The organism is Pseudomonas sp. SGAir0191, from assembly GCF_002812565.2.
GTDB classification, from domain to species: Bacteria; Pseudomonadota; Gammaproteobacteria; order Pseudomonadales; family Pseudomonadaceae; genus Aquipseudomonas; species Aquipseudomonas parafulva_B.
Genome location: NZ_CP025035.2, coordinates 1,974,829 through 1,996,685 on the forward strand (window position 1 = coordinate 1,974,829; position 21,857 = coordinate 1,996,685).

General features: G+C 61.6%; 21 protein-coding genes. 15 read left to right on the forward strand and 6 right to left on the reverse strand.

Features of this window, described 5'->3' with window-relative positions; all coding sequences use genetic code 11:
- Positions 1-118: 118 nt before the first annotated feature.
- The gene (gene cobF / locus CWR53_RS09020; protein WP_100851293.1) at positions 119-883 is read left to right on the forward strand and encodes a precorrin-6A synthase (deacetylating); all 765 of its coding nucleotides are present in this window, start codon (positions 119-121) and stop codon (positions 881-883) included.
- A gap of 9 nt (positions 884-892) precedes the next feature.
- Here cobF and CWR53_RS09025 read toward each other — a convergent pair whose 3' ends face one another.
- Positions 893-1,252, reverse strand: a complete 360-nt coding sequence (locus CWR53_RS09025) for a response regulator (protein WP_058637307.1) — start codon at positions 1,250-1,252, stop codon at positions 893-895.
- A 234-nt stretch (positions 1,253-1,486) separates the two neighbouring features.
- Here CWR53_RS09025 and CWR53_RS09030 point away from each other — a divergent pair, with 234 nt between their 5' ends.
- The 5 genes from CWR53_RS09030 to CWR53_RS09050 are packed head-to-tail and all read left to right on the forward strand — an operon-like array spanning position 1,487 to position 7,984.
- A complete protein-coding gene (locus CWR53_RS09030) occupies positions 1,487-4,951 on the forward strand; it encodes a response regulator (RefSeq protein ID WP_100851294.1) in 3,465 nt (1,154 codons plus the stop codon).
- Positions 4,948-5,769 (forward strand): protein-glutamate O-methyltransferase CheR, encoded by an 822-nt coding sequence (locus tag CWR53_RS09035; RefSeq protein ID WP_058603911.1) that lies wholly within the window; start codon positions 4,948-4,950, stop codon positions 5,767-5,769. The genes CWR53_RS09030 and CWR53_RS09035 overlap by 4 nt, the downstream gene beginning before the upstream one ends.
- Positions 5,766-6,341, forward strand: a complete 576-nt coding sequence (locus tag CWR53_RS09040; protein WP_058603912.1) for a chemotaxis protein CheB — start codon at positions 5,766-5,768, stop codon at positions 6,339-6,341. The genes CWR53_RS09035 and CWR53_RS09040 overlap by 4 nt, the downstream gene beginning before the upstream one ends.
- Positions 6,335-7,561 (forward strand): hybrid sensor histidine kinase/response regulator, encoded by a 1,227-nt coding sequence (locus tag CWR53_RS09045; RefSeq protein ID WP_100851295.1) that lies wholly within the window; start codon positions 6,335-6,337, stop codon positions 7,559-7,561. The genes CWR53_RS09040 and CWR53_RS09045 overlap by 7 nt, the downstream gene beginning before the upstream one ends.
- 45 nt (positions 7,562-7,606) lie before the next feature.
- Positions 7,607-7,984, forward strand: coding sequence for a response regulator (locus CWR53_RS09050; RefSeq protein WP_027914716.1), 378 nt, complete (start codon positions 7,607-7,609; stop codon positions 7,982-7,984).
- 122 nt (positions 7,985-8,106) lie between these two features.
- On the opposite strand, the gene CWR53_RS09055 is transcribed toward CWR53_RS09050, so the two are convergent.
- A complete protein-coding gene (locus tag CWR53_RS09055; protein WP_100851296.1) occupies positions 8,107-8,976 on the reverse strand; it encodes a DMT family transporter in 870 nt (289 codons plus the stop codon).
- Between the two features lie 124 nt (positions 8,977-9,100).
- On the opposite strand from CWR53_RS09055, the gene CWR53_RS09060 reads away from it, so the two are divergent.
- Complete coding sequence (locus CWR53_RS09060; protein WP_100851297.1) at positions 9,101-10,483, forward strand: PLP-dependent aminotransferase family protein; 1,383 nt, start codon at positions 9,101-9,103, stop codon at positions 10,481-10,483.
- Between the two features lie 129 nt (positions 10,484-10,612).
- Positions 10,613-12,037 carry an MBL fold metallo-hydrolase RNA specificity domain-containing protein gene (locus CWR53_RS09065; RefSeq protein ID WP_181405471.1) on the forward strand — a complete coding sequence of 475 codons (1,425 nt, stop codon included), beginning with the start codon at positions 10,613-10,615 and terminating at the stop codon, positions 12,035-12,037.
- Here the strand turns inward: CWR53_RS09065 and CWR53_RS09070 are convergent.
- Positions 12,010-12,921 carry a LysR family transcriptional regulator gene (locus CWR53_RS09070; protein ID WP_100851298.1) on the reverse strand — a complete coding sequence of 304 codons (912 nt, stop codon included), beginning with the start codon at positions 12,919-12,921 and terminating at the stop codon, positions 12,010-12,012. The two genes, CWR53_RS09065 and CWR53_RS09070, sit on opposite strands and share 28 nt — an antisense overlap.
- A 95-nt stretch (positions 12,922-13,016) precedes the next feature.
- Here CWR53_RS09070 and CWR53_RS09075 point away from each other — a divergent pair, with 95 nt between their 5' ends.
- Positions 13,017-14,186, forward strand: a complete 1,170-nt coding sequence (locus CWR53_RS09075; protein WP_100851299.1) for an MFS transporter — start codon at positions 13,017-13,019, stop codon at positions 14,184-14,186.
- Between the two features lie 33 nt (positions 14,187-14,219).
- Here the strand turns inward: CWR53_RS09075 and CWR53_RS09080 are convergent, their stop codons facing one another.
- Entirely contained in the window at positions 14,220-14,843 is a 624-nt protein-coding gene (locus tag CWR53_RS09080; protein WP_100851300.1) for a glutathione S-transferase family protein, read from the reverse strand.
- A 167-nt stretch (positions 14,844-15,010) separates the two neighbouring features.
- Between CWR53_RS09080 and CWR53_RS09085 the strand changes: the two genes are divergently transcribed.
- Positions 15,011-15,313, forward strand: a complete 303-nt coding sequence (locus CWR53_RS09085) for a DUF3077 domain-containing protein (RefSeq protein ID WP_100851301.1) — start codon at positions 15,011-15,013, stop codon at positions 15,311-15,313.
- Positions 15,314-15,396: 83 nt separating this feature from the next.
- Entirely contained in the window at positions 15,397-16,119 is a 723-nt protein-coding gene (locus tag CWR53_RS09090) for a hypothetical protein (RefSeq protein WP_058637298.1), read from the forward strand.
- 7 nt (positions 16,120-16,126) lie between these two features.
- Here CWR53_RS09090 and CWR53_RS09095 read toward each other — a convergent pair whose 3' ends face one another.
- Positions 16,127-16,663, reverse strand: a complete 537-nt coding sequence (locus tag CWR53_RS09095) for a WYL domain-containing protein (RefSeq protein ID WP_058603922.1) — start codon at positions 16,661-16,663, stop codon at positions 16,127-16,129.
- A gap of 228 nt (positions 16,664-16,891) precedes the next feature.
- On the reverse strand, positions 16,892-18,745 hold the full coding sequence (locus CWR53_RS09100) for an ABC transporter ATP-binding protein (RefSeq protein ID WP_100851302.1): 1,854 nt from the start codon (positions 18,743-18,745) through the stop codon (positions 16,892-16,894).
- Between the two features lie 309 nt (positions 18,746-19,054).
- Between CWR53_RS09100 and CWR53_RS09105 the strand changes: the two genes are divergently transcribed.
- From CWR53_RS09105 to xth, 4 genes are all read left to right on the forward strand, one after another.
- Complete coding sequence (locus CWR53_RS09105) at positions 19,055-19,960, forward strand: LysR substrate-binding domain-containing protein (protein ID WP_100851303.1); 906 nt, start codon at positions 19,055-19,057, stop codon at positions 19,958-19,960.
- 84 nt (positions 19,961-20,044) lie between these two features.
- A complete protein-coding gene (locus tag CWR53_RS09110) occupies positions 20,045-20,749 on the forward strand; it encodes an SDR family oxidoreductase (RefSeq protein ID WP_100851304.1) in 705 nt (234 codons plus the stop codon).
- A gap of 59 nt (positions 20,750-20,808) precedes the next feature.
- A complete protein-coding gene (locus CWR53_RS09115; RefSeq protein ID WP_023536082.1) occupies positions 20,809-21,051 on the forward strand; it encodes a hypothetical protein in 243 nt (80 codons plus the stop codon).
- Complete coding sequence (gene xth, locus CWR53_RS09120) at positions 21,048-21,851, forward strand: exodeoxyribonuclease III (RefSeq protein ID WP_058603926.1); 804 nt, start codon at positions 21,048-21,050, stop codon at positions 21,849-21,851. Before CWR53_RS09115 ends, xth begins: the two co-directional genes overlap by 4 nt.
- Positions 21,852-21,857 lie beyond the last annotated feature (6 nt).

Below are 21,857 nucleotides of genomic sequence, written 5' to 3' on the forward strand. Positions count from 1 at the left end.
CTACGGTGCTGTGAAAAAAGTGTGAAGCCAGTGTTGAGGTTTCATCATGGCGCTGACGCGATCAAGTTCATGGCCGGTTGCTTTGTAGCAACTGGACGAAAGAGTACGGGGAGGGTAGATGAAACAGGTACTGCTGATCGGTATCGGCGCTGGGGATCCTTGTCAGCTGACCTACGAGGCGGTCGATGCGCTACGCGGTGTGGACGTGTTTTTTGTCACGGACAAAGGTCCCGAGGTGCAAGACCTTCTGGGGTTGCGCAAGGCGATTCTGCAACATTACCTGCCCGACGACAGCTATCGCATCGTGCAGATCACCGACCCCCCACGTGCCAGACAGCCCTCAGGGTATGCAGCGTCCGTCGATGTCTGGCACCAACAGAGAGCAGCAGCCTATGCCGCCGCGCTGCAAACGGAACTGCAACCAGGGCAGACTGGCGCATTTTTGCTGTGGGGGGAGCCCGGCTTGTACGACAGCACGCTGCGTGTGATGGAACTGGTGCGCGAGCGGGGAGTGTCGCTTGTTTTGAAGGTGGTACCCGGAATAAGCAGCATGCAGCTGTTGGCCGCCCGTCACCAGATCGCGCTCACGCGTGTCGGTGAGCCGTTGATCGTGGTGCCGGGGCGGCAGCTGGCGAATCTTGAGCGCATCGATAATGTTGTGGTGATGCTCGACAGTCACTGCGCCTTCGCTGCACTGTCTGATCCGGCGCTCACGATCTTCTGGGGCGCTTACCTGGGATGCGCGGAAGAAATGCTGATCGCCGGGCCACTGGAAGCGGTCAAGACACGCATCCTGGAGGCCCGGGCAAGTCAACGTCGGCGCAAGGGTTGGATAATGGACATCTACTTGCTGCGTCGTGAAGTGTTCGCGACTACGGATTGACCAACCTGGCTACTGCGCCGAGCGGGGGCCAAGGATGGAGGCCACCGTGTCTCGCAACTGATCAATGGAGTAAGGCTTGCCAATTCTATACATACCTTCCGGCACGTCGACGTTTTCTCCATACCCACTGGCGAACAGCACAGGGAGCATAGGGCGCAGCCCGCGTGCGCTCTTGGCCAGGTCATGGCCATCCATGTCCGGCAAGCCAACATCGGTTATCATGAGTTCGAGCGTTTGGTCAGGATTTTCGAGTACTTTCAGTGCGGTCGCAGCGTCATGCGCCTCGATCACGGCGTAGCTCAGATCTTCGAGGACCTCGACCATGAGCATGCGTACGATGTCGTCGTCCTCGACTACCAGAAGGGACATGGTTCAGATCCTGTCTTGATGAATGTCTTTGCTCTGTGCCTCACCAGGGCCCAGAAGTTCCCGAAGGATACCGATCTGATCGATCCGATGGAACGATTGGAACAGGTATGTTTCAAATGCTGGCTAAATGCCGGGCCAACTGATCAGAGCTTGCGCCAGGCCAGGGGCTGCCCCTCACCATAAGGAAAGATTGACCATGCTGTTCATGGACTTCATTTGCTCGGGCGTTTTCAGATGATACAAGCTGCCTCGATGGATCAACGTAGCTTTCGCAAGCTGCTGAGCCGCAACATCGGCCTGCCCCTGGGGCTCGGCCTGCTCGGTGCCGTGGCATTCGTCGCCGTTATCAACTACCTGCTGTCTGCCATGCAGTGGGTGGAACATACCGACCAGGTCATTGGCAATGCCAACGAGACGCTCAAGCTCTCGATCGACATGGAAACGGGCATGCGCGGGTTTCTGATCACGGGCGATGAGCGCTTCCTGGACCCTTACGAGGTGGCCAAGCCCAGGATCTTCAACAGCCTGCAAAGCCTGCGCAGCATGGTCGAGGACAATCCCCAGCAGGTCGAACGCATCGACCGGCTGATCGCACTGCAGGGCGCGTGGAACGATTTCGGCAGCCAGATGATCGACCTGCGCCGCGTGGAAGGGGGATACCGCGAGCTGATCGGTAATGGCCGTGGCAAACGCCTGACCGACGAAATCCGCAAGGAGTTCGAGGACCTGATCGGGGCCGAGCAACAGCTGCGCATGACCCGTAATGAGACGGTCAGCAGTGTCACCGTCGCTGGCATCATCACGTTCGTTGTGTTGCTGGTCGGGCTCAGCGCATTGCTCGCTTATCTCGGGCGCCGCGACCTGCTGGCCTTGTCCGACAGCTACACCAAGAACTTGCAGGCCCAGCAGCGCGCTGCTGAGCGCCTGGAGCATCAGGCGTGGCTGCGCAACGGCCAGACCCAACTGGCCCAGCAGGTGCTGGGTCAACTGTCCCTGCCCATGCTGGGTGACAAGATCCTGCGCTTCTTCGCTGCCTACCTGGGCAGCGTGGTGGGCGCCGTGTATGTGCGCGATGAACATGGCCGCCTGGTGCGCGTGGCCAGTTATGGGCTCGAAGCCCAGGAGCAGGCCCGCGAGCAGGTGCTGGGTGATCATCACGGCTTGCTGGCACAAGCAGTGCGTGAAGAACGGCTGATCCGCCTCGATGCCTTGCCGGAGGACTACTACCGGTTGGCATCCGGCCTGGGCAAGGGTTTACCCCGCAGCGGCCTGATTGTGCCGGCCACCGAGGACGGCCAGGTCAACGGCGTCATCGAGCTGGGGCTGCTGCGCCCTTTGCAGGAGCGCGACGCGGAGATGCTCGAGCGCGTGGCGGGCAACCTGGGTATGTCGATCGAAAGCGCCCGCTACCGTCAACGCCTGCAGGAGGTGCTGGCCGAAACCCAGCAGCTCAACGAAGAGTTACAGGTCCAGCAGGAAGAGCTCAAGACCGCCAACGAAGAACTCGAAGAGCAGTCCCGGGTGCTCAAGGAGTCCCAGGCTTATCTGGAGACCCAACAGGCGGAGCTCGAGCAGACCAACGAGCAACTGTCCGAACGCACCGATGCACTGGACCTCAAGAACGAGGAGCTCAGCCGTGCCCAGGACGAGCTTCAGGCTCGCGCCGATGAGCTGCAGCGTTCGAGCAAGTACAAGTCCGAATTCCTCGCCAACATGTCCCACGAGCTGCGTACGCCGCTCAACAGCTCGCTGATCCTGGCCAAGCTGCTGGCCGAGAACGGTGAAGGCAACCTGAGCCAGGAGCAGGTCAAATTCGCCGAGTCCATCTACTCGGCAGGCAATGACCTGCTCAACCTCATCAACGACATCCTGGACATCGCCAAGGTCGAGGCCGGCAAGCTTGAGGTGCGCCCCGAAACGACCCACGTTGATCGGCTGGTCGAGGGCTTGCGCGACATGTTCACGCCCCTGGCCTCCCAGAAAGGGCTGAGCTTCGAGGTCACAGCTGAGGACCACGTGCCTGCGACCCTGTTCACCGATCGCCAGCGCCTGGAACAGATCCTCAAGAACCTGTTGTCCAACGCCATCAAATTCACCGAGCGTGGCCAGGTCAGCCTGAATATCGGCTACCAGCCCGAGGCCGGTATCGTTTTCGCGGTGCACGACACCGGGATTGGTATCGCGCCTGATCAGCAGCAAGCCATCTTCGGCGCATTTCACCAAGTCGATGGCACCAGTAACCGCCGCTATGGAGGGACCGGGCTCGGCCTGTCCATCTCGCGCGACCTGGCCCGCCTGTTGGGCGGGCAGATCACCGTACAGAGCACGCCGGGCCAAGGCAGCGTATTCAGCCTGGTACTGCCAGAGCGCCATGATGTCGACGAACAGCCCGTCGCGCCGCTTACCCTGCGCCCTGCGGTGACTTCAATGCCATCGGTCATCCAGCCGCCAGCATCGGCGGCCAAGCCCCCGGTACTGGCCTTCACCGATGATCGCGAGCGGGCGCCGTTTACCAACCGCTGCATTCTGGTCATTGAGGACGAGCCAAACTTTGCCCGTATTCTCTTCGATCTGGCCCATGAACTGGGCTACAGCTGCCTGGTGGCCCATGGCGCGGACGAAGGTTTCGAGCTGGCCGCTCGGTTCCTGCCCGATGCCGTACTCCTGGACATGCGACTGCCGGACCATTCCGGCCTCACTGTACTGCAGCGCCTGAAGGAGCGGACCGAGACGCGCCACATCCCGGTGCATATCATTTCAGTCGAGGATCGGGTCGAGGCGGCCATGCACATGGGCGCGGTCGGTTACGCGGTCAAACCCACCAGTCGCGAGGAGCTCAAGGAAGTCTTCGGGCGCCTGGAAGCCAAGCTGACCCAGAAGCTCAAGCGCATCCTGCTGGTCGAAGACGATGACCTGCAGCGCGAGAGCATTGCCCGGTTGATTGGCGACGAGGACGTCGAGATCACCGCCGTGGGCCTGGCCCAGGAGGCCTTGGCACTGCTGCGCGAGCACGTCTACGACTGCATGATCATCGACCTCAAGTTACCCGACATGCTCGGCAACGAGTTGCTCAAGCGCATGACGGCCGAAGACATCCGCGCGTTCCCGCCTGTGATCGTCTATACAGGCCGTAACCTGACGCGCGAAGAGGAGGCCGACCTGCTCAAGTATTCGCGCTCGATCATCATCAAGGGCGCACGCTCGCCCGAGCGTCTGCTCGATGAGGTCACCCTGTTCCTGCACAAGGTGGAGTCGCAGCTGTCCCATGAACGTCAGCGCATGCTCAAGACCGCACGAAGCCGCGACAAGGTATTCGAAGGGCGCAAGATCCTGTTGGTAGACGACGATGTGCGCAACATCTTCGCCCTGACCAGTGCTTTGGAGCACAAGGGGGCCATCGTCGAAATCGGCCGCAATGGCCGCGAAGCCATCGAACGCCTGGAACAGCATGAAGATATCGACCTGGTGCTGATGGATGTGATGATGCCGGAGATGGATGGTTTCGAAGCGACCCGGCTGATCCGCCAGCAGCCTCGCTGGCGCAAGCTGCCGATCATCGCCGTGACCGCCAAGGCGATGAAGGACGACCAGCACCGCTGCCTGCAGGCCGGCGCTAATGATTACCTGGCAAAGCCCATCGATCTGGACCGCCTGTTCTCGCTGATACGTGTATGGTTGCCGCAACTGGAGCGAATTTGATTAGCGAACGCAATACCGACATCGAGATCCGCTTGCTCATCGAGGCCATCTACCTCAAGTACAGCTACGATTTTCGCAATTACTCCGGCGCTTCGATCAAGCGCCGGATCCTCCATGCCCTGCGCCAGTTCGACTGCCAAACCGTGTCTGCGCTTCAGGAGCGGGTACTGCATGACCCTGGCATGTTCATGCAACTGTTGCAGTACCTGACGATTCCGGTCAGCGAGATGTTCCGCGACCCTGGCCACTTCCTTGCCCTGCGCAATGAAGTGGTCCCGCTGTTGCGCACATGGCCATCGATCAAGATCTGGATTGCCGGCTGCAGCACAGGCGAAGAGGTGTATTCGATGGCCATCTTGCTGCGCGAGGAGGGTCTGCTGGAGCGCACCATCATCTATGCCACCGACATCAACCCGCACTCTCTGGAAAAGGCCAAGCAAGGCATCTATTCCATGCCGAGCATGCGCGAGTACGAAGAGAACTACAGGTTGGCCGGTGGGCGTCGTGACTTTTCGGAGTACTACACCGCTGCCTACGGCAATGCCATCATGGACAGCACCTTGCGTGAGCAGGTGACCTTCGCCGACCACAGCCTGGCCACCGACAGTGTGTTCTCCGAAACCCAGCTCGTCTCGTGCCGCAACGTGCTCATCTATTTCGACAAGGTCTTGCAGGATCGCGCCTTGGGCCTGTTCCACGAGTCCCTTTGCCACCGAGGTTTCCTGGTACTGGGCAGCAAGGAGTCGGTCGATTTCTCGGCTTATAGCCAGCGCTTCGAGCCCTGGGTCAAGCCTGAACGGATCTACCGCAAGTCATGAAGGGCATACAGGCTGTGGTGATCGGTGCTTCGGCGGGCGGTGTGACTGCTCTGTTCAAGGTGCTCGGCGGGTTGCCAGGGACGTGCAGGGTTCCGGTGGTGTGCCTGTTGCATCTGCCTGAGGACCGGCATAGCCATCTGGCTGAAGTGCTGCAACGTCGCCTGGGCCGGCCGGTGCTCGAAGCGCGTGACAAGCAGTCTTTGCAAGACGGCGGCATTTTTGTGGCGGGCCCTGGTTATCACCTTTCGGTAGAGTGCGACTTCACCCTGTCTTTGAGCCAGGAACCGCCGCAGCATTTTTCCAGGCCTTCGATCGACTACCTGTTCATGTCGGCAGCCGATGCCTATGGCAAGGCACTGCTCGGCATATTGCTCACTGGCGCAAACGAAGATGGCGCCCAAGGGCTTGCCTACATCAAGAACAGCGGCGGCCGGACCATCGTCCAGGACCCCCGCGATGCACAGGTCGCGCTAATGCCGGAGGCCGCATTGGCCCTGCACCGGCCCGACCATATTCTTCCTTTGAGTGGTATCGAGCAGTTGCTTGGTACTCTGGAATCCAGCGCATGTTAAGCCAGACCATCGCTAAACTGCTGATCGTCGACGATCTGCCAGAAAACCTCCTGGCCCTCGATGCCCTCATCCAGGGTGACCATCGCGAGGTGCACCAAGCCCAGTCCGCCGAAGCGGCGCTGTCCCTGCTGCTTGAGCACGAATTCGCCTTGGCCATCCTGGACGTGCAGATGCCTGGCATGAACGGGTTCGAGCTGGCCGAGCTGATGCGCGGCACCGAAAAAACCCGCAACATCCCCATCGTTTTCGTGACTGCGGCCGGGCGCGAGATGAACTATGCCTTCAAGGGCTACGAAAGCGGTGCCGTGGATTTTCTCTACAAGCCGCTCGATACCATGGCGGTCAAAAGCAAAGTCTCGGTTTTCGTCGATCTCTACCGTCAGCGCAAAGTGCTCGACCAGCAACTGCAAGCGCTCGAACGCAGCCGGCAGGAGCAGGAAGCCTTGCTGGACAAGCTGCAAAGCGCACGCTGCGAGCTGGAGCACGCCGTGCGGATGCGTGATGATTTCATGTCCATCGTTTCCCATGAGGTGAGGACGCCGCTAAACGGTTTGATCCTGGAAACGCAGCTGCGCAAGCTGAACCTGGCCAGGGGCAATCTGGAGGCCTTCAGTGAGGAAAAGCTCAAGGCCATGGTCGAGCGCGACGAGCGTCAGATCAACAGCCTGATACGGCTGATCGAAGACATGCTCGACGTGTCACGCATCCGCACCGGTAAACTGTCACTGCGCCCGAAGCTGTTTGACCTCACTCAGCTGGTACGGGGGTTGGTGGAGAACTTCACGGCGCAAGCGATCGCGCTGGATACCCGAATCGACCTGCATTGTGACGGGCGCCTGGCTGGCGAATGGGACGAGTTCCGTATCGAGCAAGTGCTGGCCAACCTTTTGTCCAACGCCCTGCGCTACGGGGAGCGCAAACCTGTGCACGTCCGGGTGTTCGAGCTCGACGGCATGGCATGCGTGCAGGTGCAAGACAACGGCATCGGCATTGGTGCGGCCAACCAGCAGCGCATCTTCCAGCAGTTCGAGCGGGTGTCGAACCATCAGGCTACTGGTGGCCTGGGGCTTGGGCTTTATATCTCCGAGCAGATCGTCCAGGCCCATCGCGGGCGCATTCTGGTCGAAAGCGAAGAGGGCCAAGGTGCCACGTTCACCCTGCAACTGCCGCTTGGCGTGTGCGAACAACAAAACGATCAGGCGCGAGCAACCTCTGCGTGAGCCCGGGGTCTGATGGCAAACTGCAAGAATTTCCAAGGTTTCGATATGAGTGAAGATGCACAAGATGTGGTACTGGTCGTCGAGGACGAGCCGGCCATTCGCATGATTTTGCGGGACTACCTGGCCGGGGAGGGCTACCATGTGCTGGTTGCCGAAGATGGCGAGCAGGCGTTTGCCATCCTGGCCAGCAAGCCGCACCTGGACCTGATGGTGACTGACTTTCGCTTGCCCGGTGGCATTTCGGGGGTGGAAATCGCTGAGCCCGCTGTGAAGCTGCGGCCGGACCTCAAGGTGATCTTCATCAGCGGCTATCCAGCGGAGATCCTGGAGTCTGGCAGCCCGATCACCCGCAAGGCGCCTATTCTGGCCAAGCCGTTCGACCTCGATACGTTGCACGACAAGATCCAGACTCTGCTGCGCTGACAGCGGTAGGTTGCAGCAAAGCGGCTGGCCATTGGTCGAGCAATCAGTGGTCTGGCTCAAGTTCGACCGCGCTTGAATACGAGCTTCATGCTCGTCGTTGGCCAATGGCGCGGGATCAAGCGTCATTGGGCGAACCGCTTGGCCCCGGCAACACACAGCACCGCACCCACCGTCACCGACACCATGGCCCAGCTCACCTGCTCATGCAACAACAGCGCCGCCAACCCCAACCCTATGAAGGGCTGGACCAACTGCAGTTGGCCTACCGCTGCAATCCCGCCCTGGACGAGCCCGCGATACCAGAACACGAATCCAATGAACATGCTGAACAACGCCACATAACCGAAGCTGAACCAGGCAGAGGCGCCGACTTGCGTCAGGTTTGCCAGGGTGGGCATGGTGATGATCGCCAACACCAGCATCGCTGGCAGGGCAAGCAGCAACGACCAGCTGATCACTTGCCAGCCGCCCAGTGTGCGGGACAGGCGTGCACCTTCTGCGTACCCCAATCCGCACACCACCACTGCAGCGACCATCAATCCATCACCCAGTAGCGAACCCTGCGCTACGGAAGTGGATGCATACCCCGCTACCAACCCGGCACCTGCCAACGAAAATGCCCAGAATAACGGCCTGGGACGCTCGCCACCTCGCAGCACAGCAAAGCCAGCGGTGCACAGCGGCAGCAACCCCACAAACACAATGGAGTGGGCCGAGCTGACGTGCTGCAAGGCCAACGCAGTCAGTAGCGGAAACCCGACCACGACGCCGAGCGCCGTCACGGCCAGGGATGACCAATCGCCTCGCCCAGGCCGAGGCTGACGCAGCAAGATCAGGCAACAAGCACCCACTAACGCGGCAATGGTTGCCCTCGCGCAGGTCAAGAACGTCGGCTCGAACGCCGTCACGGCAACGCGTGTTGCGGGCAAGGAACCTGCGAAAATTACCACGCCGATGAAACCGTTGATCCAGCCGCTTGCTGTTCTCTGCATCTCGCACTCCTTGTCATCGATGACGCCAGTACAGCACCAACGTGCGCTTTGAAGCCATGTACAATCCAGTACAGTTTGGCGGAACTGTTAGGTATAGGTGGGCAGTACAGGTGAGAGGATTTCAGTGAAAGAGCACAGCACACGCATTCGAAAAGTCATGACTGAAGTCCATGCGCGCATCGCGGCCCGTACCTATTTGCCCGGTGCACGAATACCTTCAGTACGGGCAATGGCGCAAAGCATGCAGGTTTCGGTGTCGACTGTGGTCGAGGCCTACGAACGACTGGTGGCCGAAGGCGTAGTCCATGCGCGCCGTGGCGCCGGGTTTTATGTGGCAGGGGTCGCGGCGCCCTTGGTGCTGACCGAGGTGGGGCCCAAGCTCGAGCATGAAGTCGACCCGCTGTGGATCTCTCGCCAGGCGCTCGAACCCGCTGGCGCCACGTTGAAACCTGGGTGCGGCTGGCTTCCTGCGCAATGGATGTTCGAGGCGGGGGTGCGCCAGGCGCTCAGGGCTACTGCACGCTCGCAAGCCGAGCAAGTGGTTGAGTATGCATCGCCGCAGGGCCATCCGCCGCTGCGTCATTTTCTGTCGCGGCGACTGGCAGGCTTTAACATCGACGTGCCGGCAGAGCAGATCATGCTCACCGAGTCCGGCACGCACGCCATCGACCTGATCTGCCGTTTTCTGCTCCAACCCGGTGACATCGTACTGCTCGACGATCCCTGTTATTTCAACTTCCATGCCTTGCTCAGAGCCCATAGCGTCAACGTCGTCGGTGTACGTCAGACGCCTACTGGCCCTGACATCGATGCATTTGGTGCTGCCCTGGCGGCGCATTCGCCACGGCTCTACATCACCAATTCCGGTATTCACAACCCAACGGGTGCCTCCCTGTCACCGGGCACTGCACACCGGCTGCTCAAGCTCGCTGAGGCCGCGGGCTTGTTGATCGTCGAGGACGACGTTTTTGCCGATTTCGAGCATACGCCAGCGCCTAGGCTCGCGGCCTTCGATGGCCTGGCGCGGGTCATCCAGATTGGCAGTTTTTCCAAGACCGTCTCCGCTTCGGTCAGGTGTGGGTATATCGCCACGCGTCACGACTGGATCCAGAGCCTGGTCGACCTGAAGATCGCCACCACGTTCGGGGGCGGTCGCCTGGCAGCGGACATCATTCACCATGCGATCACCGGCAGCGGCTACCGCAAGCATATGGAGAACGTGAGGATGCGCCTTGCCATCGAACGGGACAGGACGGCTGAAAAGCTCAAAGCGCTCGGCATCATCCCCTGGCTGATGCCACAGGCAGGGCTGTACCTGTGGTGCCGTCTGCCGCAGGGCAAGGACGCCGCCGCGTTGGCCAAGGTGTGTTTGAACGATGGCGTGGTGCTGGCGCCTGGGAACGCTTTCAGCCAGTCCCAGACGGCGGGGGACTATGTACGTTTCAACGTCGCGCAGTCAGCCGACGGGAAAATCTACGAGGCACTGGCTCGGGCACTGGATGCCTGAACCCGGCGCCTGGGCTTGCCGGCAGCGGGCCGCAATGCGGCCCTGGCAAGCATGACGCTCGAGCTTTTCTGAACCCTCCTCAAGCGGGCAGTGCCCAATGTTTCTCCAGGCTCACGCAGGCTAGCCATCATGGATCACCCAGAAATCATTCACCACGGCGCCCGCGAGGGCGTGACCGGCTCCTGCCATCAAGTCTGGATGGACCAGACGGCCAGCTTGCTGATCGACTGCGGCGCCTTCCAAGGCGAGGACGAGGGGCAAGGCGGGGAGGGCTTGACCCTCGACTTCACCATCGATGGCGTCAAGGCCCTGATCGTGACCCATGTGCATCTGGATCACGTCGGGCGAATCCCACATTTGCTGGCTGCGGGTTTTGAGGGGCCGATCCTGTGCAGCGAACCGTCATCCCAACTGTTGCCCATCGTACTCGAAGACGCGTTCCGTCTAGGTATCAGCGACGATCCGGAGCAACTGGAACGCTATCTCAAGGTGGTGGAGCAGCGCACCATCGCCTTGCCTTACGGCAACTGGTTCACGCTCCACGAAACCGAGGGTGCCCATTGCAAAGTCAGGCTGCAACCGGCCGGCCATGTGCTGGGTTCGGCTTATGTGGAACTCGAAATGACAGGGCCGGATGCCACTGCCCAGCGCGTGGTCTTCAGTGGTGACCTGGGGGCGCCGCATTCCCCGCTCTTGCCAGACCTGACCCCTCCCGAGCGCGCTGACCTGCTGATTCTGGAAAGCACCTACGGCGACCGCCGCCACGCCGACCGGGAGCACCGGCGTGAACGCTTGCAGGCCGTCATCGAGCGCGCCTTGCAAGATCAGGGCACGGTGCTTATCCCATCTTTCTGTATTGGCCGCACCCAGGACTTGCTCTACGAGCTGGAGGAAATCCTCCACGAGCATGAACTGGCGGGGCAGGACCAGACCAACAGCGGCCCCGAGGTGGATTGGCCACATTTGCCGATCATCCTCGATTCACCTTTGGCCAGCCGATTCACGCAGGTCTATAAAGGTCTGCAAGGGTATTGGGACGAATCAGCCCAGGAGCGCATCAAGGAGGGACGCAAGCCCCTGTCCTTCAAGCAATTGATCACCATCGACAGCCATGAGGAGCACCAGCGCATCGTTCAGCACCTGGCCGAGACGGCCCGGCCGGCCATCGTCATCGCGGGCAATGGCATGTGCTCGGGTGGGCGTATCGTCAACTACCTCAAGGCGATGCTGGGTGATGCCCGGCACGATGTGGTCTTCGTCGGTTACCAGGCCCATGGCACACCTGGCCGGGACATTCTGACCCACGGCCCGGAAGGCGGTTACGTCATGCTGGACGGCGAGCGCATAGACATCCGTGCCGCAATAGAGCGCGTGGAGGGCTATTCAGCCCACGCCGATCAGGCAGATCTGGTCGGTTTCGTCACACGCATGCAGGCCTGGCCGTCGCATATCCGCCTGATACACGGAGAGCCTGAGGCCAAGCAGTGCCTGGCTGGCGTTTTGCAAGCGCGTTATCGCGAGAGCGGTCACGAGGGAAGTGTGCACATCCCCTGATGGTTGGCGACCAGAAAGTCCACGAACACCCGCACGCGTGCGGGCATGTTCGGTCCACCGGCAAAGACGGCGTGAATCGGTTCACGGTCGCCTGGGTTGAAGGCCTCGAGCAGTGACACCAGGCGCCCGCTGGCCAGGTCATCGGCGACGGTGAAGGTGCCTATCCGGGCGATGCCTGCGCCCAGCCTGGCCAACTGGGCCAGAGCCTCGCCGCTGCTGCATTCGATGTTGCCGCTTACTTTCAATGCGAACTCGCGCCCGTCACGTACGAACGGCCAGTCCGAGGTGGCGCGCCTGAAGTTGAACCGCAAGCAGTTGTGCTTGGCCAAGTCTTCGGGCAGCAAAGGGGTGCCCCGCCGGCTCAGATAGTCCGGTGAGGCCACGATCACTTGGCCCGTTTCATCGATTTGCCGAGCATTCAGCGAACTGTCTGGCAGCGCTCCGAAGCGCACGGCTACATCGGCCTGCCCACCGAGTACGTCGGCAACTTCGTCACTGAGGGTGAGATCAACCAGTACCTGCGGGTACTGCACGCTGAACGCCGCCACCAAGGGGACGATGCGCAGCCGGCCATGCCCAAGGGCAGCGCTGACGCGAATCCGACCACGTGGCACGCCCTGGTCGGTAATGGCCTGCTCCACTTCCTGAAGGTCGGTCAGTACACGGCGTGCCCCTCGCAGATACGCCTCGCCTTCTGGCGTGAGGGTAATCGCGCGGGTGGTGCGCAGCATCAGCCGTGTACCCAGACGCTGCTCGGTACGCGCCAATATGCGGCTGACGGCAGAGGGGGTCAGGCCAAGTGCACGGGCGGCGGCGGACAGGCTGCCTGCTTGCGCCACTTTGGTGAACACTTCCATCTCGCCTGATCGTCCTGTCAGATCCATTTGTGCCTCGTACGCAAAGGTGGTTCGCACAATCGCTATCTAGTGCCTCGGTGAAACAGATCGTAGCATTTACGGCACAGATAAGGAGTTTAGCCATGCGTATCAACCCACCCCTTGTAGCGCTCGCCATGGGCGCATTCGGTATCGGGGTTACCGAGTTCGCCCCCATGGGTATGCTGCCCAGCATCGCCACTGACCTGGGCGTTTCCATTCCGGCCGCTGGTCTGTTGGTCAGCGCCTATGCACTGGGTGTACTGATCGGCGCCCCGCTCATGACCCTGGCAACCGTACGCGTACCGCGCCGATACCTGCTGATCGGCCTGATGGCCATCTTCACCTTGGGCAACCTGATGTCGGCCCTGGCCAGTGACTACGCCAGCCTGTTGGTCGCACGGGTGGTGACCTCGCTCAACCACGGCGCCTTCTTCGGTATAGGTGCCATCGTCGCGGCCAGCGTGGTGCCCGCTGAGAAACGTGCCGGCGCCGTGGCTGCAATGTTCATGGGCCTGACGCTGGCCACCATCGGCGGTGTCCCTCTGGCGACCTGGTTTGGCGAGTTGCTCGGCTGGCGCACGGCGTTCTGGGGCATAGCCGGGCTCGGGTTGGTGGCGATGACCACGCTGTGGTACGCCTTGCCCAATGTGCCATCGCCCAAAGGCGACGGTGCACTGGCCGAGATACGCGTGCTGACCCGTGGGCCCGTGTTGGCTGCCTTGCTCCTGACCGTGGTGGGTTCCAGCGCGATGTTCACGGTGTTTACCTACATCGCGCCCATCCTGCAAAACGAAGCCGGCGCCTCTACTGCATTCGTCACGTCCATGCTGGTGCTGTTTGGTGTTGGCCTGACCCTGGGTAACGTGTGGGGCGGTAAGGCGGCGGACCGTTCCGTAGATCGAACCCTGATCGTCTCGCTCGCCGTGCTGATTGCAGTGCTGCTGGCGTTTCCACTTGTGCTGGGCTCGTCCCTGCTGACCGCTGGCGCAATCCTGGTTTGGGGCGCAGCCAGCTTCGCCCTCGTGCCGCCCCTGCAGATGCGCGTGATGGAGGCCGCCAAGGACGCACCGAACCTGGCATCGGCTGTGAACATCGGTGCTTTCAACCTGGGCAACGCCATTGGCGCTGCCTTGGGGGGCGCCGTGATCAATGGCGGCCTCGGTTACTCGGCCATCGCGTTGGCGGGCGCTGGCACTGCGGCGCTGGGCTTGATAATGGTGCTGACGTTCGCCTGGCGGGGTCGCCACCAGGTTACCCAGGTCGCGGTCTGAGGCATGGGCCTGCGCCAAGGCCTCTGCTAGCGGTCAGGGCGTGCCGTTACGCCCATGTTCGTGATAGGCCGGGCGCTCGCTCAGGCGCTCGTAATAATCGCGCAATGCAGGCAGCTGAGGGTGTTCGAGCGGCGTTTCGAACCAGCGGTTGACCGACAGGCCAATGGGAATGTCGGCCAGTGTGAAGTCGCGCCCGGCTACAAAGGCGCCGGTGCGGGCCAGCTGGCGCTCGAGAATGAGCATGTTGCGCCCCCACTCGGCGCAGCCGTTAGCCAGGGCATGCGGGTCCTGATGGGCAGGTGAATGCCGAACCAGCGACAGGAACGCATAGCGCCAGGAGGCGTTCAGGTCCGAAGCCTGCCAGTCGATCCACTGGTCGATCCTGGCCCGGGTGCGGGCCTCCACTGGGTAGAACGCTGCTGCGCCATAGCAGTTGGCCAAGTAGCGAATGATGCTGTTGGACTCCCACAAGGTGAAGTCGCCGTCCTGGATAACGGGGATCATGGCGTTTGGGTTGAGCGCAAGAAACGCTTCGCTGTCGGTTGCCTGAAAGCCCAATCCCCAGTCCTCACGCACGAACGGGACCTGAAACTCCGCGCACGCCCACAGCACCTTGCGAACGTTGATCGATGAGGCTTTGCCCAGTATGCGCAGCATGTTGACATCCTTGTAGGCGGGGTTTCGATCCTCGGTGACCGAGGGCAAACGGTCAAGAGGCAGCGATCATGTAGGCTCTTTCTGAAAATGCGCGCATGCACTTGCTGGTCGTTGTGCTCAGGGAAGCACCTGCCTAGTCTCGGGTCTCCAGACAGGGAGCAAACAGCATGGACAACGACCCCACCCGACCAACCCAAGGCCCCACCGTGGTCAACGCAGCCCGACGTTTCGCAAGCGCCGGTTCCGACCTGGTCCAGATGAAGCCAGCGTTGCCCTTGCGTACTGCCTTGATGGAAGCATCCTCCATCATGGGTTGCATCACCGAGCTTACCCGCAAGGCCATCGACAAGCCTGCAGACCGCAAGAACGCGATGCTTGCCACCTGCTATCTGGCCGCCATGGCCAAGGCCCTTATCGACGGGCAATTGCAGACGTTGCGCAATGTTCGTGAGGACGATGTCGAACGATAGCGGTCAGGCGCTTGCCTGGGGGCTGCGAACTTGGCACCCTTGGCGGCGCGTATCGCCTGTAACTCGACAAAAGGAAGAGTGCATTGAGCTGGGACAAGGTGGGGAAACTCCTCGTAGCCGTTCTGATCGGGCTGGCGGCCCTGTTGTTCGTCTACAAGGCAGTGGTGGGCAGCCCGCGCTTGGAAGCGTCGCTGACCTACGCCTACCTGACCTATCCAGGGCAGTTCAGCGAGCGCATCAGCAAAGCCAGCGAGCAGCTCAAGTACGAGCAGTTGAGTGCACGCATAAACACGATCGGCCAAGGGCAACTGAGCCGTGATCAGGTCGACCGGCTGGTGGAGATAGCCCAGGCGCCTTATGCCCAGCTGTTTGCAAAACCTTTCGAGGCCGGCCTGGTCGACCACCGGACTGGCTTGCTCATCGAGTTGCAGAACACCGGCAATGCACCCGTGGACCAGGTGAGGATTCGCTTGCCGTCCAAAGGCCTGGTGCAAATCCGCGATTCGGCCGGCAATGACACCTTGCTTGAAGCTGCCACTGCTCAGCTTGAGATCCCGGCGATAGAGGCCGGTGGCGCCAGCAAGGTCTGGGTGTATTTCGATGCTGATTATTCGCAGATACGCCAGAGTGGGGTCGGTATCAGCTACGCCGAAGGCACGGCGGATATTCAGGTGTATCAGTCGGTCACCGGCTTCCCGGCCTGGGTTGCCCGCTACAGCACAGAGCTGATGGGGCTGTTGGCTGTTCTGGGGGTGAGCGTGCTGGCGCTGGGTTACGCCTGCCTGTCCCGCCGGCGGCCGTCCTAGGCGTTACTCAAGCGCCAGTGTCGTGCAGTGCCAGGCTCTGCCGCAGGTGTTCCAGCAAGGCCAGGCGCACCGATTGCGGTCCCTGAACGCGGATCGCCCCGGCCTGGGACAGCAGCCAGCCCATCAGCGCTCGATCATCCGCTACCGTCGTCACCAGGATGGCACCGCCGTTGGGCAGGACTGTGAGGCGCATGCCCGTACCCAGCGGATGCATCTCCAAATGATGATAGAGCGACTCGTCGACCCAGGCGTGCAATTCCACGTGGACAGGGGCCTCACCTGGCGTGGTCGTTGCCCCGTCGCGCAACTTGCTTCCGGGCTGCCAGTGCCAGCTATAGGGCATGCACGCGCTGTTGCGCTGCAACGGGAACAGCCCTGCCAGTTCGACCAGGTCACGCTCGACCGTTCGCTTAGTCGTGGCATGACCTGCGCTGGACAGCGCTGCCTGTAATTGCGTGCAACTCATGCCGGGATGGCGGCCCGGCAGTAGCTTGAGGAGTTCCCATTGGCGGGCGATGGTGTGACGAGATGATCGACTGGGCAACGGCTCTTCCTTGAGGGCTGACAATGAACGCCTAACTGGTGGCTTTAAGCTACCGGAGGATACCGTCTAGAAGAGTTTGGACCAAGTCGTTCATGCCAGTGATGTGAGCGACGAGCGCAAACAGCGCCTTTGTAATTGCAAACCCATCGCCCCTGAGTCAACCACACAGGGGCGATGGGTCAACGCTCTAACATTGTTTGTCCAGGCAACGGATCAGCGCGCGCCCATTCAGTTGAGCGCGTGCGCCATACCCTGGTCTTCGCCAAGGAAGCCGCCGCTCTGATGCTGCCACAGGCGCGCATAGGTGCCGTTCTTCTCCAGCAACTGGGCATGCGTGCCCTGCTCGATGATGCGCCCTTCATCCATCACGATCAGACGGTCCATGGCGGCGATCGTGGACAAGCGATGAGCAATCGCAATCACGGTCTTGCCCTCCATCATCTCGTCCAGGCTTTCCTGGATGGCGACCTCCACCTCGGAATCCAGTGCACTGGTCGCCTCGTCGAGCAGCAGGATGGGCGCGTTCTTGAGCATCACCCGGGCGATGGCGATGCGCTGACGTTGCCCACCGGAGAGCTTGATGCCGCGCTCGCCGACCATGGTGTCGTAGCCGGTGCGGCCCTGTTGGTCGCTGAGCTGGCTGATGAACCCGTGAGCTTGCGCATCACGGGCGGCCGCCTGGATTTGCGCCTCGGTGGCATCTGGCCGACCATAGGCGATGTTCTCGCCAATGGTGCGATGCAGCAGGGACGTATCCTGGGTCACCATGCCAATGGCGCTGCGCAGGCTGTCCTGAGTGACCTTCGCGATATCCTGACCATCGATGCGGATCTGGCCACTGTCCACGTCGTAAAAGCGCAGCAGCAGGTTGATCAACGTCGACTTGCCAGCACCGGAGCGGCCGACCAGGCCCACTTTTTCACCCGGTTTGATGTCCAGGCTGAGGTCGGTCAGTACCTGGCGTTCACCGTTGTAGTTGAAACTGACCTTGTCGAATGTCACCGCGCCACCACGGGTCACCAGCGCAGTGGCGTCCGGGGCGTCCTGCACTTTCGGGCCGCGCGTCAGGGTGGCCATGCCGTCCTGGAGTGTGCCGATGTTTTCGAACAATGAGGTCATCTGCCACATTATCCAGTGCGACATGCCATTGATGCGCAGGGCCATGGCGGTGATGGCCGCCACAGCGCCGGTGCCCACCTGGCCCTGGTGCCATAGCCACAGCGCATAACCGCCTGCACCGAGAATCAGCCCTACCACCAACGCCTGGTTGACGATCTCGAACTGGCTCACCAGACGCATCTGCCGGAAGCCGGTCTGCTTGAAGTCCTCCATGGCCGCCCGGGCAAAATGGGCTTCGCGCTTGGAGTGCGAGAACAACTTGACCGTGGTGATGTTGGTATAGGCGTCGGAAATGCGTCCAGTCATCGACGAGCGCGCATGGGCCTGCTCTTCACCTACTGCGCCCAAGCGTGGAACGAAATAAACCATTGCCAGCCCGAACAGCACCAGCCAGGCAATGAAAGGCAGCATCAGTTTCAAGGCAAAGCCGCCGGCCAGGGCGATGATGGCGATGAAATAGACGCCAATGCCAGGCAGGATCTCAATGACCGTGAACAGTACCTCGCGCACGGCCAATGCAGTCTGCATCACCTTGGTGGTGACCCGCCCGGAAAACTCATCGGAGAAGAAAGACAGGCTCTGGCGCAGCATCAACCGGTGAAAATCCCAGCGCAGGCGCAGCGGCAGGTTGATGGCCAGTACCTGGTGCTGGACCATGGTGCGTAGCGCCACCAGGCCTATGCTGATCACCAGGACGATGCCAATTCCCCACAATACGTGGCTTTCCTGGGCGGCAGCGGTGTCGCCGGCCTGCCAGGCCGACAGCAGGTCCACCACCTGGCCAAGGAAGCTGAACAGCCAGGCTTCGTACAGGGACACACCGGCACTGAGCAGGGCCATCGCCAGAATGTAGCCGCGCGCCCCACGGGTGCACGCCCACAGAAAGGGCAAGAGGCCAACGGGAGGCGGCGGTACCTCATCAGGGGGGAAAGGGTCGAGCCTACGCTCAAAGATACGAAGCATGCAGTGTCTCCGGGAAAAACGAATGGCGTGGCAGCGCTGGTACTGCACCAGCAGTACCCGCCTTTACATAGACACAACGAGTGTCCATCTGATCAAAAATCTCAGCGTCATTGGCCTGCGTGAGGCGTCACAGGCTTGTTTCTGGCAATTGCAAGGAATGTATTCGTGCCCGCCTGAGCGTGCAGCGAGGGAGTTGCCGGTCAATCCCGCTCGGCCGAACGGATACTTTGGCCTGAACGCTCATCGACTTCCTGCATGGATGGGGCTAGCCTCGTGCCAACCTGCCCAGCCTGGATCGAGCAACGTCCTATGCCTGCCGTTTTTTCCGACTTGCCGTCCCTTGGCGCCCTGCGGGTATTCGAGGTCGTGGCACGGCACCTCAATTTTCGCCTGGCCGCTGCAGAGCTGGGGGTTACCCAGGCTGCCGTGGCTCAGCAGATTCGGGGGTTGGAGCGCGCCCTGGAGGTACGCTTGTTCGAACGCCTGCCTCGGGGGCTGGCGTTGACCGACGCCGGCCGGGGATATAGCGAGACCGTGCGCACTGCGATGGGCATGCTCGACGAGGCGACGCGCCGGCTGCGACCTGTGCCTTCCCATATCACTGTCAGCGTGACACCCACCTTCGCCGCCAAGTGGCTGATACCTAGACTCGGTGCACTGGCTGAGCGCCACCCGACATTGGATGTGCGAATACTGGCCACCGATCGGCTGTCGCATTTTCATACCGACGGCGTCGACCTTGCCGTGCGCTACGGGCGCCCGCCTTTTGGGCCAGGGCTTGGGCAGGCACTGTTGATGGCCTCGGACATCATCGCGGTGGCGAGCCCCACCCTGGTAGCGGCGCTTGGCCCGCCTGAAGACTTCGCAAGTCTGGAGCGCTATGTGGCCCTGAGTGATGCCCATGATTGGTGGCCGTCTTACCGTGCGCAGGTCTATCCCGGTCACCGCGCCGTCTGTGCAAGGTCTGTCCAGTTCAACCAGACGTCGCTCGCCATCGACGCGGCCATTGGCGGGCAGGGCATTGCGCTGGCGGAACGCGCCTTCGTTGTGCAGGACATCGACGCCGGGCGCCTGGTTCAGGTCGCCGAATCGCACCTGCGCCCAGACAAGGCATTCTACCTGGTATGGCCCCGCAAAGGGCGAGAGACGCAGCTGCTGCAGGGGGTCATCGACTGGCTCAGGTCTGATGCCGGTGATAGAAAAACTACTGGCTGAAGCATTGATAGCTGTCTCCCTCACTGTTCTGCCCCTTGGTAGCCTGAGTCTTGTACGCACTTGACGCTCATCACAGGAGGCAGCATGACAAACGAGAAGGTTGCAATCATCACCGCGGGCGGTAGTGGCATGGGCGCGGCGGCAGCCAGGCGCCTGGCCGCCGATGGCTACAAGGTCGCGATTCTTTCCTCCTCTGGCAAGGGCGAGGCCTTGGCCAAGATGCTGGGCGGGCTGGGCGTGACGGGTAGTAACCAGCGCACGGATGACCTTGAGCGCTTGGTCGACGAGGTCATGCAGCGGTGGGGTCGCATCGACGTGCTGGTCAACAGCGCGGGCCACGGACCTCGGGGGCCGGTGCTGGAGCTGAGCGACGCCGACTGGCATGCCGGCATGGACACCTACCTGCTCAACGTCATCCGGCCCACACGCCTGGTCACGCCAGTGATGCAGCGCCAGGGCGGCGGGGTCATCGTGAATATCTCCAGTGCCTGGGCCTTCGAACCCAGCGATTTGTTTCCCACTTCCGCCGTGATGCGTGCAGGGCTGGCGGCGTTCAGCAAACTCTTCGCGGACACTTACGCACGTGACAATGTGCGCATGAACAACGTGCTGCCGGGCTGGATCGACAGCTTGCCGGCCACCGAGCAGCGTCGCGACAGCGTGCCGCTCAAGCGCTATGGCAGCAGCGACGAAATCGCCGCCACGGTCGCGTTTCTGGCCAGTGATGGCGCCGCCTACATCACCGGGCAGAATATCCGAGTCGATGGCGGCCTGACCCGAAGCGTCTGAGTTGAACGATGCGCTCAAGCCAGGCTCACAACCCCAAAGGGTTTCTCAGGAGCAGTGTGATGAGTATCGAACGCAGTATCCCTGAACTCGCGGCCTGGTACGCCCAGTACGACGACATCAGCTACCGCCGTGAGTCACCCGATGCCTACCACCACGAACTGGTGCGTACCGCCGAAGCGTTGCGTGACGATGGCATCATCGATTGGGACGATTGGCTGGCGCTCAAGGCCTTGGCCGACCAGGCGCATGTGCATGCCCTGGAAGATGCCGTGCGCGCCCATGTGATCGACCCTGACACATGAAAGCGCTGAGGATCGCCACGTTCAACATCAACGGCATTCGCAGCCGACTGCCAGCACTGCTGGCCTGGCTCGAACGTGAAAAGCCCGATGTGGTCTGCCTTCAGGAGCTCAAGGCACCCGACCAACAGTTCCCGGGTGAGGCCCTGGAGGCCGCTGGCTACGGTTGCCTGCACCTGGGTCAGCCTGCCTGGAACGGGGTGGCGATCCTGGCGCGCGACAGCGAGCCGCTCGAGGTACGGCGAGGCTTGCCGGGCATGGAGGACGACACCCAGAGCCGCTACTTGGAGGCAGCGGTACAGGGTGTGTTGGTCGGGTGTTTGTACCTGCCCAATGGCAACCCGCAACCAGGGCCGAAGTTCGACTACAAGCTGCGTTGGTTCGAGTGCCTCATCGCGCATGCCCGGCAGTTGCAGGGCAGTGGTCACCCCACCGTCCTGGCTGGGGACTTCAATGTCGTGCCCACGGACCTTGATATCTACGACCCCAAGTCCTGGCGCAAGGATGCACTGCTGCAACCCGAATCGCGCGATTGCTTCGAGCGCTTGCTGGCCAGCGGCTGGATCGACGCCATCCGGCACCTGCATCCGCAACAACAGGTATTTACGTTCTGGGACTACTTCCGCAACCACTGGGCGCGCAATGCTGGCCTGCGCATAGATCACCTGCTGCTCAACCGGGATTTGGCGCCGTACCTGAAACGAGCCGGCGTCGATGCCTGGGTGCGCAATGAACCCAAGGCCAGTGACCATGCCCCTACCTGGATCGAGCTGGGGAGTCGGCGTAGCCGCAAGTCAGCTTGAGCCAGT